15 protein-coding genes are annotated in these 12,245 nt (G+C 58.6%); 12 read left to right on the top strand and 3 right to left on the bottom strand.

Going from position 1 to position 12,245, the window contains the following annotated elements:
• The first annotated feature begins 3 nt into the window (after positions 1 to 3).
• The 5 genes from CFB02_RS15550 (at position 4) to CFB02_RS15530 (ending at position 3,703) form a co-directional block, all read left to right on the top strand.
• Positions 4 to 465, top strand: a complete 462-nt coding sequence (locus CFB02_RS15550) for a chemotaxis protein CheW (protein WP_088558724.1) — start codon at positions 4 to 6, stop codon at positions 463 to 465.
• A gap of 73 nt (positions 466 to 538) precedes the next feature.
• Positions 539 to 1,030, top strand: a complete 492-nt coding sequence (locus CFB02_RS15545; protein WP_014578678.1) for a Fur family transcriptional regulator — start codon at positions 539 to 541, stop codon at positions 1,028 to 1,030.
• Complete coding sequence (gene znuC, locus CFB02_RS15540) at positions 1,023 to 1,790, top strand: zinc ABC transporter ATP-binding protein ZnuC (RefSeq protein WP_088558723.1); 768 nt, start codon at positions 1,023 to 1,025, stop codon at positions 1,788 to 1,790. Before CFB02_RS15545 ends, znuC begins: the two co-directional genes overlap by 8 nt.
• The gene (locus CFB02_RS15535) at positions 1,777 to 2,589 is read left to right on the top strand and encodes a metal ABC transporter permease (protein ID WP_088558722.1); all 813 of its coding nucleotides are present in this window, start codon (positions 1,777 to 1,779) and stop codon (positions 2,587 to 2,589) included. Before znuC ends, CFB02_RS15535 begins: the two co-directional genes overlap by 14 nt.
• A gap of 91 nt (positions 2,590 to 2,680) precedes the next feature.
• On the top strand, positions 2,681 to 3,703 hold the full coding sequence (locus tag CFB02_RS15530; protein WP_088558721.1) for a PAS domain-containing protein: 1,023 nt from the start codon (positions 2,681 to 2,683) through the stop codon (positions 3,701 to 3,703).
• Here CFB02_RS15530 and CFB02_RS15525 read toward each other — a convergent pair.
• Both CFB02_RS15525 and CFB02_RS15520 read right to left on the bottom strand, forming a co-directional pair.
• Complete coding sequence (locus CFB02_RS15525; protein WP_088558720.1) at positions 3,685 to 3,933, bottom strand: CDGSH iron-sulfur domain-containing protein; 249 nt, start codon at positions 3,931 to 3,933, stop codon at positions 3,685 to 3,687. The genes CFB02_RS15530 and CFB02_RS15525 overlap by 19 nt on opposite strands.
• A 63-nt stretch (positions 3,934 to 3,996) precedes the next feature.
• Complete coding sequence (locus CFB02_RS15520) at positions 3,997 to 5,079, bottom strand: patatin-like phospholipase family protein (protein WP_088558719.1); 1,083 nt, start codon at positions 5,077 to 5,079, stop codon at positions 3,997 to 3,999.
• A gap of 195 nt (positions 5,080 to 5,274) precedes the next feature.
• On the opposite strand from CFB02_RS15520, the gene CFB02_RS15515 reads away from it, so the two are divergent.
• On the top strand, positions 5,275 to 6,342 hold the full coding sequence (locus CFB02_RS15515) for a sensor domain-containing diguanylate cyclase (protein ID WP_088558718.1): 1,068 nt from the start codon (positions 5,275 to 5,277) through the stop codon (positions 6,340 to 6,342).
• 19 nt (positions 6,343 to 6,361) lie between these two features.
• Here the strand turns inward: CFB02_RS15515 and CFB02_RS15510 are convergent, their stop codons facing one another.
• Positions 6,362 to 7,282: an alpha/beta fold hydrolase gene (locus CFB02_RS15510; RefSeq protein ID WP_088558717.1), complete on the bottom strand. Its 921-nt coding sequence runs from the start codon at positions 7,280 to 7,282 to the stop codon at positions 6,362 to 6,364.
• A gap of 196 nt (positions 7,283 to 7,478) precedes the next feature.
• On the opposite strand from CFB02_RS15510, the gene folE reads away from it, so the two are divergent.
• From folE to CFB02_RS15480, 6 genes are all read left to right on the top strand, one after another.
• On the top strand, positions 7,479 to 8,048 hold the full coding sequence (gene folE / locus CFB02_RS15505) for a GTP cyclohydrolase I FolE (RefSeq protein WP_008172758.1): 570 nt from the start codon (positions 7,479 to 7,481) through the stop codon (positions 8,046 to 8,048).
• 24 nt (positions 8,049 to 8,072) lie between these two features.
• Positions 8,073 to 8,447 carry a dihydroneopterin triphosphate 2'-epimerase gene (folX, locus tag CFB02_RS15500; RefSeq protein WP_008172757.1) on the top strand — a complete coding sequence of 125 codons (375 nt, stop codon included), beginning with the start codon at positions 8,073 to 8,075 and terminating at the stop codon, positions 8,445 to 8,447.
• A gap of 23 nt (positions 8,448 to 8,470) precedes the next feature.
• Positions 8,471 to 8,908, top strand: a complete 438-nt coding sequence (locus CFB02_RS15495; protein WP_088558716.1) for a CoA-binding protein — start codon at positions 8,471 to 8,473, stop codon at positions 8,906 to 8,908.
• Between the two features lie 106 nt (positions 8,909 to 9,014).
• Positions 9,015 to 11,282 carry an EAL domain-containing protein gene (locus CFB02_RS15490; protein ID WP_227519248.1) on the top strand — a complete coding sequence of 756 codons (2,268 nt, stop codon included), beginning with the start codon at positions 9,015 to 9,017 and terminating at the stop codon, positions 11,280 to 11,282.
• A gap of 50 nt (positions 11,283 to 11,332) precedes the next feature.
• Positions 11,333 to 11,644, top strand: a complete 312-nt coding sequence (locus CFB02_RS15485; RefSeq protein WP_088558715.1) for a hypothetical protein — start codon at positions 11,333 to 11,335, stop codon at positions 11,642 to 11,644.
• 151 nt (positions 11,645 to 11,795) lie between these two features.
• The gene (locus CFB02_RS15480; protein ID WP_088558714.1) at positions 11,796 to 12,239 is read left to right on the top strand and encodes a MerR family transcriptional regulator; all 444 of its coding nucleotides are present in this window, start codon (positions 11,796 to 11,798) and stop codon (positions 12,237 to 12,239) included.
• Positions 12,240 to 12,245: the final 6 nt, after the last annotated feature.

The raw sequence follows: 12,245 nt of genomic DNA, 5'->3' as shown, positions 1-12,245 counted from the left end.
GCAATGAATGACAACAGCCAATCCCTCTCCTGCGTCATGATTCCCATGAGCGGACGGCAACTGTTGCTGCCCAACGTCTCGATTGCGGAAGTGGTCGACTATGCCAGCGCTGATGCCGGCGCGAACACGCCGGAATGGCTGGTTGGCTACCTTGACTGGCGGGGCCTGCAACTTCCGGTGATTTCATACGACGCGGCCAACGGCGGCGCCCTAACCGTTCCGGGCGATAATCGGGGCCGCATCGTGGTCCTCAACACCATCGGCGATCACCACAACGAAGTTCCGTTTATGGCACTGGTTACCCAGGGCATTCCCAGCCAGGCCCGTTTGGCGGAAGACCAGGTCAGGAAGCTGGAGGGTGAACCAGGGCCGGCGGATCTGATGCAGGTCGAGGTTGAAGGTGAGCATGCCTGGATCCCGAATCTGGAATTTCTGGAATCCCTGGTCGTAAAGTCCCGACACTGAACCGTGCCACTGCCGGACATGGCAGACAGCCCTGCAAATGTTATAATGTTTCAAATTTTGCAGGATTTCGACCATGTCTGCCCGTGCTATTCCCTACCGGCCTCACAACCACGATGCCTGTGTCAGTCAGGCCCTGACTGACGCCAGGACCATTTGCCAGCGGCAGAATGCCCGGCTGACCCCCATCCGGGAACGGGTTCTGGAACTGATCTGGCAGTCCCATAAGCCCCTGGGTGCCTATGATGTGCTCGCGGAACTGTCCTCCGATGGTCATAACGCTGCGCCGCCCACCGTTTACCGCGCACTGGATTTCCTTCAGCAGCATGGGCTTGTGCACCGCATCGCGTCGCTCAACGCCTTTATCGGTTGTACCCACGCGGGTGAAAGCCACACCGGCATGTTTCTGATCTGTCGCGCCTGCGGCAATGTGCTCGAACTGACCGCACCAGAGGTGTCAACAGAGGTTCGCAAAGCCGCATCCGGCGAAGGCTTCCGGGCCGAGACCACGACGCTTGAAATTGCCGGCCTTTGCCCCCGATGCCAGTCGGAGCCGGGCCATGACTGATCCTCTGGTCAACCTGGAGAACCTCACTGTCCGGTTTGACGAACGCCCCGTGGTTGATCAGGTCAACCTGAAGATTCACCGTGGCGACATCATCACCATCATTGGTCCAAACGGGGCAGGCAAGACGACACTGATCAAGGCCGTACTTGGCATCCAGAAAGTATCTGAGGGTAAGGTGTCCCTGAAAAAGAACCTGGTGATCGGGTACGTCCCGCAGCATCTGACGCTGGAGGCCACACTGCCTCTGAGCGTCAAACGGTTCATGCTGCTCAGCGGCCGGTCTCTCGCGGAATGTGAGTCTGCCCTTGCCCGCACCGGCGTCGGACACCTGCTGCATGCCTCCGTGCACCACCTCTCCGGGGGAGAGAAGCAGAGGCTGTTGCTTGCCCGGGCCCTGGCCCGCAAACCGGACCTCCTGGTCCTTGATGAGCCCGCCCAGGGCGTCGACATCAATGGCCAGGCGTCATTGTATGATCTGATACGTCAGTTAAGGGATGACCTGAACTGCGGTGTTATCATGATCTCCCACGACTTGCACCTGGTCATGGCAGCAACCGACAAGGTTATCTGCCTGAACCAGCATGTCTGCTGCAGCGGTTATCCCGAGGACATCTCCCACGACCCGGCTTTCATCGAAACATTCGGTCGCCCGGTGGCAGAGTCTCTCGCGGTCTATCACCATCACCACAACCACAGCCACGATCTGCACGGGAATGTTGTCGAGGGCAGACACACGGAGTGTGACCATGCCCATCATTGACGCGATTCTGGACGATTTTTTCTGGCGCGCCCTGATCGGCGGACTCGGCGTGGCCCTGGTAGCCGGGCCATTGGGCTGTTTCGTGGTCTGGCGACGATTGGCCTATTTTGGCGATACCCTGGCGCACTCGGCCTTGCTCGGCATCGCCCTGAGCTTCCTGATCAGCGTACCGCTGAACCTCGGTGTGATCATCACCTGTGTGGTGCTGGCCATGGCACTGGTACTCCTGTCACGGACCCGGACTCTGGCAACCGATACCCTGCTGGGCATACTGGCCCACAGCGCCCTGGCCATAGGGCTGGTAACCCTGAGCTTCATGCCGGATGTCCGCGTCGATCTGACCGGCCTTCTGTTCGGGGATCTGCTGGCCATGAGCCGTGAAGACCTGCTGTGGATCTACGGCGGCGCGGCACTGATCATTATCCTCCTTGCCGTGCTCTGGCAGGGGTTGCTGATGAGCACGATTCACGAAGAACTCGCCCGGGTGGAGGGTGTTGCCGTAGAGCGGCTTCGCCTGGTTCTGATGCTGATGTTCTCACTGGTCATCGCGGTAGCCATGAAAATCGTCGGCGTGCTGCTGATTACCGCACTGCTGATCATTCCTGCGGCAACCGCCAGGCGCCTGGCCCACAATCCGGAAATCATGGCGGCCATGGCCATCGGGTTCGGGTTTGTGGCGGTGAGCGGCGGTCTGAGCCTGTCCTGGCACCTGGACACACCGGCCGGCCCTTCCGTCGTTGTCACGGCTTTTGCCGTATTCCTGCTGGTCTACGGCGCAGCTGGCAAAGTCCGGACCTGAGCATTTCCCTCTCTTCTCGAGCTGGACTAGAGTATAGGAGTAACGTCGGTCTGTTCTGAGGGTACAGACCCAGCCGCAAAGGACGCACGGCATGGAAAGCTCGACTTCTGCCCGTTTCCGCAGACCGGTCTTATGGCCAGGAATCTGGATTCCCCTGATCCTGGTCGCAGCCGGCCTGCTGGTAACCGGAATTACTGCAAACATTGAAGCGCGTCGGGCCATGGCGCTTGCCGAAGCGCGATATCACGCCCAGCATCAGGCCCTGGTGAATCATCTGCTGGCCAACGTTCCGGACCAGTCGATGGTGGGCGACCACAACCAACCCGTGTCGGCCTGGCTCCAGGCCTTGTTCAGTGACACCCTGCCGGATTCTCTCGGACTGCGCATCGACACCCTCGAACGACATACCAAGATGCCGCTGCTGGAACTGGGCACCAACGGTTCGGTGGACCCGACACGGGCGCTGCGTACCGAAGTTTCGCCAATGGATCAGAACTGGATACTCACAACCGTACCGTCTCCAGAGGGACTTGAAGCGGTCGCCCAAGCCTCTCGACGAACCGTCTGGATCGCCGGTGCAGCCCTGTCGGTGTTCGCGGCCGCCCTCACCCTGGTGCTGAACCGGCGGCTCCACCGGCAAACACTACACATTCGTGGTCTGGAGCAGCGAGAAATTGGTGCTGACCATCAGATCGCCAACTTTCAGACAGAAAAATCGATACTTCGGCGAGCACTGAACGATAGTGAGCAGCGCAGCCGGGATCTGGTGGCTCTGTCCGGAGCGGTCATATGGGAACTGGACGAAAAAGGCAGGATCGGTTTTGTTTCACCGCAAATCGCCGAACTTCTGGACCAGGCACCCGCCGATCTGGTCAACCAGCCCCTGGAGGAACTTGTTGCACCGGCGTCCCGGGACAATTTCCGGCGAGCCCTGGCGGCCGCCCGCAGTGACAGTTCCATTGAACGCGTTGATCTTTCCCTGGTCCATCGTGACCAGGAGACGGAGATTCCAGTAGTACTCAGGGTTCGGGCGCTGAAAGACCCGGTTCACGGCCTCTCGGGCTTCAGGGTAAGCACCCTGCAGCGAATGGCGCTCTACTCGAGCGCTTTGTGACTACCGTCGCAGAGAGGGGCATTACCGGTTTGCTTGCACCCGCAGAACCACACCCACTCTTTCTTCTCCGCCTCGTATTTAATCGGGGTTATCCCTGTCTCCTTGTGGGAACCGTCGCAGAATGGCTGGCTGCCACTGCGGCCACAGGCACACCAGAAGTAGTTCTTGCCCGCCTCAACCATCACAGAGAAAGGTGTCTTGCTGGCGACCACCGGTTTTTCATCCGACATAATCTGCTCCCCAAGTCATGACTTTACTGAACCAGTATAGACACTCCTACAGAAACACATCGTTCAGAGGGGCCTGACGATATCCGCCAGATGCCCGGTTTCGATCAGCTCCATAAACTCATCACCCAGGCGATCACTTTCGGCAATGGCCGATCGCCAGGCCCGTTCACGGCCGGCGTCATCTCCGACATAGCGCTCGAAGTCCTTCCGATCCGGGAGTTTTCGGTCAGGCAGGGATTCCAGATAGGCTTTTGACGGTGCAACCAGCAGGACATCCTGCAAACGGGTGGCGTCGCCCCGCCGCCAGGGCAACGACTTGTCAAACCAGCCGGGGACCACCTTATCCGTAAAGTGTGGGTATAGCACCACGCCCGGCTGCTGGTATGGCAGATCCAGATGATAGTCGAGAAGACCGCCGTCGCGATAGACGCCTTCCGGGGCGCCGGGAATATTGCGAACACCGGACATCACTAGGGGGATAGACGCAGAAGCCAGGAGAGCGGGCAACAGGTTCTCGCGGGTCAGCGCAACCTCATGGCTCGGAAAATCCACCAGCTTTGACACGGGCGCCTTGAGACGGGCGTCGTGGATTATGCCCCGCTCCATGAACCGGCCCAGATGCCGGCGACTGACCATATTGGCGCTGATGGCGCTCATCAGGCCAAGCCCCAACCGCCCTCGCGCATCCTCCGCCAACCTGCCAAGACTGCGAACCACCACCACGTTCAATCGGTACCATGGGTGGTTCAGAATGGCGTCTTCCCGCCCACCGAGCAGCTCTTCCAGAAACAGCACGCTCTTGCGGCTCACTTCCGCAGCGCTGACACCCTTGGCAAAGCGTTGTGCGGTATAAAGTTCCGCCAGCCGGGCGAGCTGGGCTTTTGGGTCATCGGAGGAAGCCACGGCGGCAAAACGCCAGCTGCCGATCGACGAGCCGATCAATGATCGCTCCTGCGGAACCCTTGGCAACCAGTCACCGAAAATGGCTTTGTCCAGGCCACTTATTCCCAGAGCCTTGGGGCCACCGGCAGCACCCGGAATGACATGCACGTCCTCGGGCGACAGCGGCTTTTCCCTGAGGCGCTGCATCGCGCGCCGGCCTGCCCGGATCGTCAGAGCCGGTTCTCGGATGTGAATAGCAGTCATAGGATGGTCCCTGGGCGTGTCCCTGAATCAGTCCCGCGGAGTTTAACGAAGTGGACAAGGCGCGGCCAACTGAACAAAACTAATGGTGGTCATAAACGGCGCTATCTGCTTCATTAAATGAACGGCCATGCTAGACTTCAAGACTGTCCCGGCACCGGACGCGGGCGGATACGACTCAAACAGCGGGAGTATGCTGTGAATTTTTCGGTACCACCCTCCACCCTTGCCACCAACCCGACACTCGCGGTGCTGGGGTTCAAGCGCCAGTTGGTCTATCACCTGCATTTCTGGGCATTTGTCGCAGTAGCGCCTCTGGTCGTCGTGCAATGGCAGCAGCACCACTTTCTGCTGTCGGCAATGCTGGTCCTGTTCTGTGCGAACGCTATCCTAGTCATTGCCTTTCTTCGGCTACGCGGAACCTACTTCCTCAAAGGCCGTCTGTTTCCCCTGCTCGCTGTGGTCAGTGCCGCCTACTCGACACACATCAATGGCCATGCCGGCCTCTACTGGGCCTACCCGGCGGCCACTGCCCTGTTCTTTTTACTACCGCTCAGGGAGGCGATTGGAAGCAACATTGTTTTCGTTGTTGTTATGGCCGTCGTGTCCTTTTTACGATTTCCCGAGGCCGACTTCTGGCGGATAACCTTTTCGCTCGGTCTCACGTGCCTGTTTGCCATGATTTTCGCCTGGCTGGTGGGCAAGCTTCAGCAGGAACTCACGCGACTGGCAACCACCGATCCCCTGACCGGCTGTCTGAACCGCTCGCAACTGGCTGACATCCTAAACAGCCAGATTCAGATGCGGGAGCGGTATGAGCGGGTCTCCAGTCTGATTCTGCTGGACCTTGACTACTTCAAGACGATCAACGATCAATGGGGACATCTGGCCGGCGACAAGGTGCTCACGGAAATGGCACTGCGCCTGAGATCCCGTCTGCGCGAGAGCGATCAGCTGTTCCGGATTGGTGGTGAGGAGTTCATGATCGTGCTGCCGGAAACCCGCCAGAAAGATGCCGATGTGCTGGCGAATCAGCTTTTGACCAGCATCAGCGCACGGCCATTCCTGGAAGATATCAAGGTAACCGCCAGTGCCAGTGTCGCCGAGGTCAGCAAGGGTGAGACCTGGTCAGTCTGGCTGAACCGGGCGGACCAGGCGCTTTACGAAGCAAAATCCCGGGGTCGCAACCAGGTCGTCAACGCGGCCCGGCCGCTACCGGTTGTAGGCAGGGGTGCCGAGGATATGCCCGATTCCGCATCGGGCTGAGGAAAGCCCGCCCCGGGAGCTATCCCTCGCAGCGCTTGCGAAACTCCCGATAGGCACTGAAAACCTCCCAGGGGCACTCCAGATGGGGGTAGTGCCCGATATTCCTGAGGGTGACCACATCACCATCGGGCATCAGTTCCCTGTAGCGTCTGACCATGCCGGCACCCGAGACCGGATCGGCGGTACCCGAAATCAATCGCATCGGCTGCGTTGCCTTCTGTAGCGCGCCAACCCACCGGTTGCGGTGGCAGCGGCGTTCTTCCATGAACTGGATCAGATGATGCAGGATGCCCCGGCCGTTGTTGTAGGTCAGCAGGTGCCAGAAGTCCTCCATATCCTGTCGATCAGGCGGATTCTGGGTTCCGAATAACCGGCGGAAGTTTCGCTCGAAACTGCGTCGGGTCAGGCCCCGGCTGATCAGCCCGCCAAAGGGGCTCCCCAGCAGCTTCTGAATAAGCAGGGGATTGTGGACCTCGGGGAAAAGGGCGCCGTTGAGGAAACAGACACTCGCAATCCGGAATGGCAGCAGGTCCTCTTGCTCCCTCGCCAGAAGCTCCTGGGCAACACTGCACCCGTAGTCATGAACCAGCAGGTGCACGGACGGCAGACCCAAGCCCTCAATCCAGCCTTGAAACAGATCCGCCTGGTCTTCAATGCTGTAATCGTAATCGGCGGGTTTATCGGAAAAGCCAAAGCCCAGCATGTCCAGGGCCAGCACGTTGTGCTGCTGAATCAGCATCGGCCAGAGTCGATTCCAGTCCCAGCTGGCAGTGGGAAATCCATGAATCAGCACCAGCGGTTCTCCCGAGCCTGCCATCCGGCTGAAGATGGCATGTCCCTCGAAACTGAACCACTTACCTCCATGTTGCCACCCTTCTAGGGTGCCTTCCTCGCGCCCCGCGGCGGAAACCCCACCAACGGTCGGCATCACCTCATCCATGCATTGTCCCCGAAGAACATTGATAGCCTGAAACTTTAGAACAAACCGGCCGCCACTGCCATAGCCCCACTGCCTATACCACTGGGCATGGCGGCCAAAGTGGTCTTTTCCGGCGATGCCTGCGTAAAGCGTAGAGATGGCGGGCAAATTGCCTTAAGCTTTGGCCCTCGTAAGACACTGCTAACCGGAAAAGACTATGAGTAAACTCCTTGACGACCTCTCAGGGCACTTCCGTGCCATCATCGATGGCCTGGGCGAAGACCCGGATCGCGAGGGTCTGCAAGACACTCCAATGCGCGCGGCCAAGGCCATGCAGTTCCTCACGTGCGGGTACCAGCAGGACCTTGGCGACCTGGTCAACAATGCGGTATTCGAATCGGCCATGGATGAAATGGTCGTGGTTCAGGATATCGAACTCTACAGCATGTGTGAGCACCATATGTTGCCGTTCATCGGCAAGTGCCACATTGCCTACCTGCCCGCCGGCAAGGTACTAGGCCTGTCCAAGTTTGCCCGCATCGTCGACATGTACGCCCGCCGTCTGCAGATTCAGGAAAACCTGACCCGACAGATTGCCGAGGCCGTTGAGAGCGTCACGGGCGCCAAAGGCGTGGCCGTTGTCATCGAAGCCCAGCACATGTGCATGATGATGCGGGGCGTGGAGAAACAGAATTCCCGCATGAAAACCTCGATGATGCTGGGGCAGTTCCGCAAATCCCAGGCGACCCGCACAGAGTTTCTGACGCTGATCAGTAACAATCGCTGAACTATCTGACCCGAGGGAGGGCGCATGACAGACGTCAACGGGAATCACCTGGCAAAAGTCCGCATCAAGGATCTTCTTCTCAGGGCCTACATAGGCATCAAGGAAGAAGAAATCAATAATCAGCAGGACGTGTTGATCAACGTTGCGCTAACTTATGATGCGACGGAAGCCGTGAACCAGAATGAAATCTCCGCCGCCCTCAACTATCGAACCATCACCAAGCAGATCATTCACCATGTGGATGGCAATCGCTTCGCCCTGCTCGAGCGTCTGACCCACGAGGTCCTGACCATCGTCATGGAGCATGAGGCGGTACAGTGGGCCGAGGTGGAAATCGACAAGCCTCACGCGCTACGCTACGCGGAGTCCGTGTCTGTCTGTCTGCAGGCACACCGTTAATCCAGCGAGGTTTCGCCAGCATCATGCCCAGTACCAGCCCGGAACAGTTGCGTGACATCCTGACCACTGTCAGGACCATCGCCCTTGTCGGCGCGAGTGAAAAGACCAGCCGGCCTTCCCATGAGGTCATGGAGTACCTGCAGTCCCAGGGCTACCGAATCCTACCGGTCAATCCCCGCCTGGCCGGTCAGACCGTGCTCGGTGAAACGGTATACGCCGACCTCCGAAGCCTTCCCGAACCGGTGGACATGGTTGACCTGTTCCTGGCGCCGGAGCGCACAGATGCGATTATCGACCAGGCCATCGATCTGAAAATCCCCGTGGTCTGGCTCCAGATTGGCGTCATCAACCATGAAGGTGCGGCGCGAGCCGAAGCCTCGGGACTGACAGTGGTGATGGACCGTTGCCCCAAGCAGGAAATTCCCCGGCTGGGTATCCGCAGGGTTTCTGAGCATCCCTGAAACCTGATCTAAATCAGGCACTGAGTCACACTTTCTCCACTCTTCTGTAACCGGTCTGTCAGGTCTGACATAATCAGCTGACATCAACGGAAGACTGGAAAGCCCTGTGGAACAACCTGTATCACCCCAAAAAACTGTTGTCTCGGGCCTGCTGAGCCCGCTGTTTCCGGTGGTGATATTCCTGGTTTTCCTGGGTCTGGCAGCCGGCCTGCGCTACGGCCTGGTGCAGCAGGACAAACGTCAGATAGAAGCGAACCTGGCCAACGAAGCCCGGGCCATGGCCAACCACCTCGCGCGGGAATTTCTGATCCATGCCGAAGCAATCCGGCGCATGGCTGAAAGACTCGAGACAGCCCCGGACATCACCGAACAGGAGTGGCGCCAGGACGCCCGCAACTATCTGGACGATTTCGGGGTTTACCAGGCCATTGAATGGATTGACTCTGATTTCGTTATTCGCTGGCTGGAGCCATTCACCGATAACGAGGAGGTCATCGGATACAACGTTGCCTTCAACGAGGAACGACGCCAGGCGCTGGAGCTGGCGAAGCAGTCCGGCACCTGGGATCTTTCCGGTGTCATCAATTTGCGCCAGGGCGGCAAGGGCATGGTGATCTATGCGCCCGTGGGAGCAGGCCCTGAAAACAATGGTTTCATGGCCGGCGTGTTCAGGATGGAAGTACTGGCCCGCCAACTCCTCACCGAACGGGTCCTGGAATCGTTCCGGATCGAGATCCGCGAAGCCGGCGAAGTGAGCTATGAACTGAACGTGTCACAGCCGGTCAGCAGCGAGTTTTCGCAACGCCAGTCCGTCAATCTGCCAACGCTGGACTGGACCCTGACACTTCGCCCGTCTGTCGAGTGGGTGGATAACCAATACAGCGACTGGCCGGCCCTGACCTTTACCACGTTCCTGTTGATGGGCCTTCTCACCAGCCTGACCACGTTACTGGTACAGCTGATTCTGAAACGCAATCAAGCCTTGCTGAAGACCCGTCGGGAACTGGATCAGGAAATGGAACAGCGCACCGCGATCCAGAAGGATTTGGCGCGGCTGGAATCCACCGACACCCTCACTGGTCTGGCCAACCGTCGGTTCTTCATGGAAGACCTGTCTCACACCCTGAACATTGCGGATCGCCAGATGCGCCAGGTTGCCCTGGTTATGTTGGACCTCGACCGGTTCCAGACGCTGAATGACTCGCTTGGCCACCAGTTCGGGGATGAGCTGCTGATCAAGGTGTCCGAGCGGCTCAACCGTTTGAGTAACGAACGGCTGCTGGTGGCCTACTCCGGAGGCGATGAGTTCATGTTCTGCCAGCAGCAGGTAGACGACATTGACGACATCATTCACCTGCTGGGCCAGATCAAACAGTGCTTTGACCAGCCCTACGAGGTTCAGGGCCAGTCCCACAGCATTACCGGCACCATGGGCGTGGCGGTGTATCCCCAGAGCGGTCTGGACGCAGATACGCTGTTGCGCAATGCCGACATTGCCCTGTATCGCGCCAAGGAGCAGGGCCGGAATACCTACCAGTTCTATACCGAAGGCATGCAGGAACGGGAGGTCATGCGCCTGGAGCTGGACAAAGATCTGAGCCAGGCCCTGGCCAACAACGAATTCGTGCTCTTCTACCAGCCTCAGTTGAATCTGGACACCGGTGAAATCCAGAGTGTTGAAGCACTGATACGCTGGCGCCATCCCCGCCGGGGGCTGCTGCCTCCCGTGGAATTCATTCCCCTGGCCGAGGAGAGCGGCCGGATCACCGATATCGGGCGCTGGGTAGTGATGGCCGCCTGTCGGCAGCTGGCAGCATGGAAAGGGTCGCCACAGGATGGCCTGCGCATTGCGGTCAATCTCTCCGGCCGGGAGCTGGACGATGAGGATCTGGTGGATCATATCCGGGAAGCGCTGGCCGCAGAGAATGTCCCGGCGGATCGTCTGGAGGTTGAGCTGACCGAGGAGATCTTCATCCAGAATATCGAGCACAATCGCAATCAGCTCTCCCGTCTGCATCAGTTGGGAGTGAACCTGGCGATTGATGACTTTGGTGTCGGTTATTCGTCTCTCGGCTACCTGCGGGATTTCCCGGTCGATCTGCTGAAGATCGACCGCTCGTTCATCACGGAGGTCACCGAACGCCACGACGATGCCGTCATTACCCGGGCGGTAATCAATCTGGCGCATAATCTGGGTATTCAGGTGGTTGCCGAGGGCGTGGAAACCGAGGAGCAACTGAGCTTCCTGAAGAACCAACGCTGCAACTTTGCCCAGGGTTACCTGATCAGCCGGCCGATCCCTGTCGATGACCTTGAGAAGGCGCTGGCCTCCGGCGTTCTGGTGGCAGGTATCACCGCCGATTCCGGATTGTAATTCCCCCCGGCCGTCCCCAAGATACGGGTAAATCCTCCAGGTGAGATTCTATGGCTGCGCAATACCTGACACCGGAACAGGACGACAAGATTCGCCAGTGGGAACGCTGGAACCGGAACTATTTTATTTTTGCCTTTGTGGCGCTGACCATCATTCTGGTGTTCAGCAGCCAGCTGGGCTTGTCCAGCGGTGAAAGCTGGGGCCCCCTGGGTGTTCTGATCGCCGCCCTGATCACGCCGATCATAGTTCTGCAGCTTAAGCTGGCGTGCCCGGCCTGTGGCCACAAGATTGGCTGGCAGGCAAAGCTGATGGCGCCGGATCAATGCAAGACCTGCGGTACGTTTTTGCGTTCCCAGGATTAATAGGCCTTCCCGGATTCCTCCCTCGAAAAAACCCTTTGACCTGTGAGTTGCTCACAGGTTTTAGTCTATTCTTATTGGTTTGGAGTTTGCCGTGCGGACTTCAGTCTGTGGTTCCTGACGCCATGATCTTTGGCAAGTTGAGCACAAGACGATGAAAGTAAAAGAGATTGCAGACGCCGCTGGTGTTAATCCGGATACGGTGCGTTTTTACACCCGGGAAGAACTGCTCAAACCAACCCGTAACCCGGACAACAACTACCAGCAATACGATACCGAGGATCTTCGACGGCTTCGCTTTGCCCGTAAGGCCCGTCAGCTGGGATTTTCCTTGCCTGAAATTCGGCAGATTCTGGATCAGGCGGACGACCATCATTCGCCGTGTCCGATGGTTCGGGATGTGTTTCAACACCGGCTGGCAGAAGTTGAGCGGGAGATTCGGGAGCTGCAGCAGCTTCGCAAGCGGATGACCTCTGCGCTGGCGGCCTGGCAGGACATGCCGGATGGCACGCCGGATGGACACACCATCTGCCGGTTGATCGAACACTGGGATGATCCGGCGCCCTGTTGCGGGGCAAACGAACAGAACGAGGGGTGATTCTGG

It is taken from the genome of Marinobacter sp. es.042 (assembly GCF_900188315.1).
Classification (GTDB): Bacteria; Pseudomonadota; Gammaproteobacteria; order Pseudomonadales; family Oleiphilaceae; genus Marinobacter.
The sequence above is the reverse complement of the archived record's forward strand: the minus strand, read 5'-3'. Positions and strand labels throughout refer to the sequence as shown.

Coding starts and splice junctions, on each gene's coding strand:
- folE (WP_008172758.1), top strand. CDS start 7,479: ATGAGTAAACTCCTTGACGACCTCTCAGGGCACTTCCGTGCCATCATC.
- CFB02_RS15485 (WP_088558715.1), top strand. CDS start 11,333: ATGGCTGCGCAATACCTGACACCGGAACAGGACGACAAGATTCGCCAG.
- CFB02_RS15550 (WP_088558724.1), top strand. CDS start 4: ATGAATGACAACAGCCAATCCCTCTCCTGCGTCATGATTCCCATGAGC.
- CFB02_RS15520 (WP_088558719.1), bottom strand. CDS start 5,079: ATGACTGCTATTCACATCCGAGAACCGGCTCTGACGATCCGGGCAGGC.
- CFB02_RS15495 (WP_088558716.1), top strand. CDS start 8,471: ATGCCCAGTACCAGCCCGGAACAGTTGCGTGACATCCTGACCACTGTC.
- folX (WP_008172757.1), top strand. CDS start 8,073: ATGACAGACGTCAACGGGAATCACCTGGCAAAAGTCCGCATCAAGGAT.
- CFB02_RS15535 (WP_088558722.1), top strand. CDS start 1,777: ATGCCCATCATTGACGCGATTCTGGACGATTTTTTCTGGCGCGCCCTG.
- znuC (WP_088558723.1), top strand. CDS start 1,023: ATGACTGATCCTCTGGTCAACCTGGAGAACCTCACTGTCCGGTTTGAC.
- CFB02_RS15480 (WP_088558714.1), top strand. CDS start 11,796: ATGAAAGTAAAAGAGATTGCAGACGCCGCTGGTGTTAATCCGGATACG.
- CFB02_RS15525 (WP_088558720.1), bottom strand. CDS start 3,933: ATGTCGGATGAAAAACCGGTGGTCGCCAGCAAGACACCTTTCTCTGTG.
- CFB02_RS15545 (WP_014578678.1), top strand. CDS start 539: ATGTCTGCCCGTGCTATTCCCTACCGGCCTCACAACCACGATGCCTGT.
- CFB02_RS15510 (WP_088558717.1), bottom strand. CDS start 7,282: ATGGATGAGGTGATGCCGACCGTTGGTGGGGTTTCCGCCGCGGGGCGC.
- CFB02_RS15530 (WP_088558721.1), top strand. CDS start 2,681: ATGGAAAGCTCGACTTCTGCCCGTTTCCGCAGACCGGTCTTATGGCCA.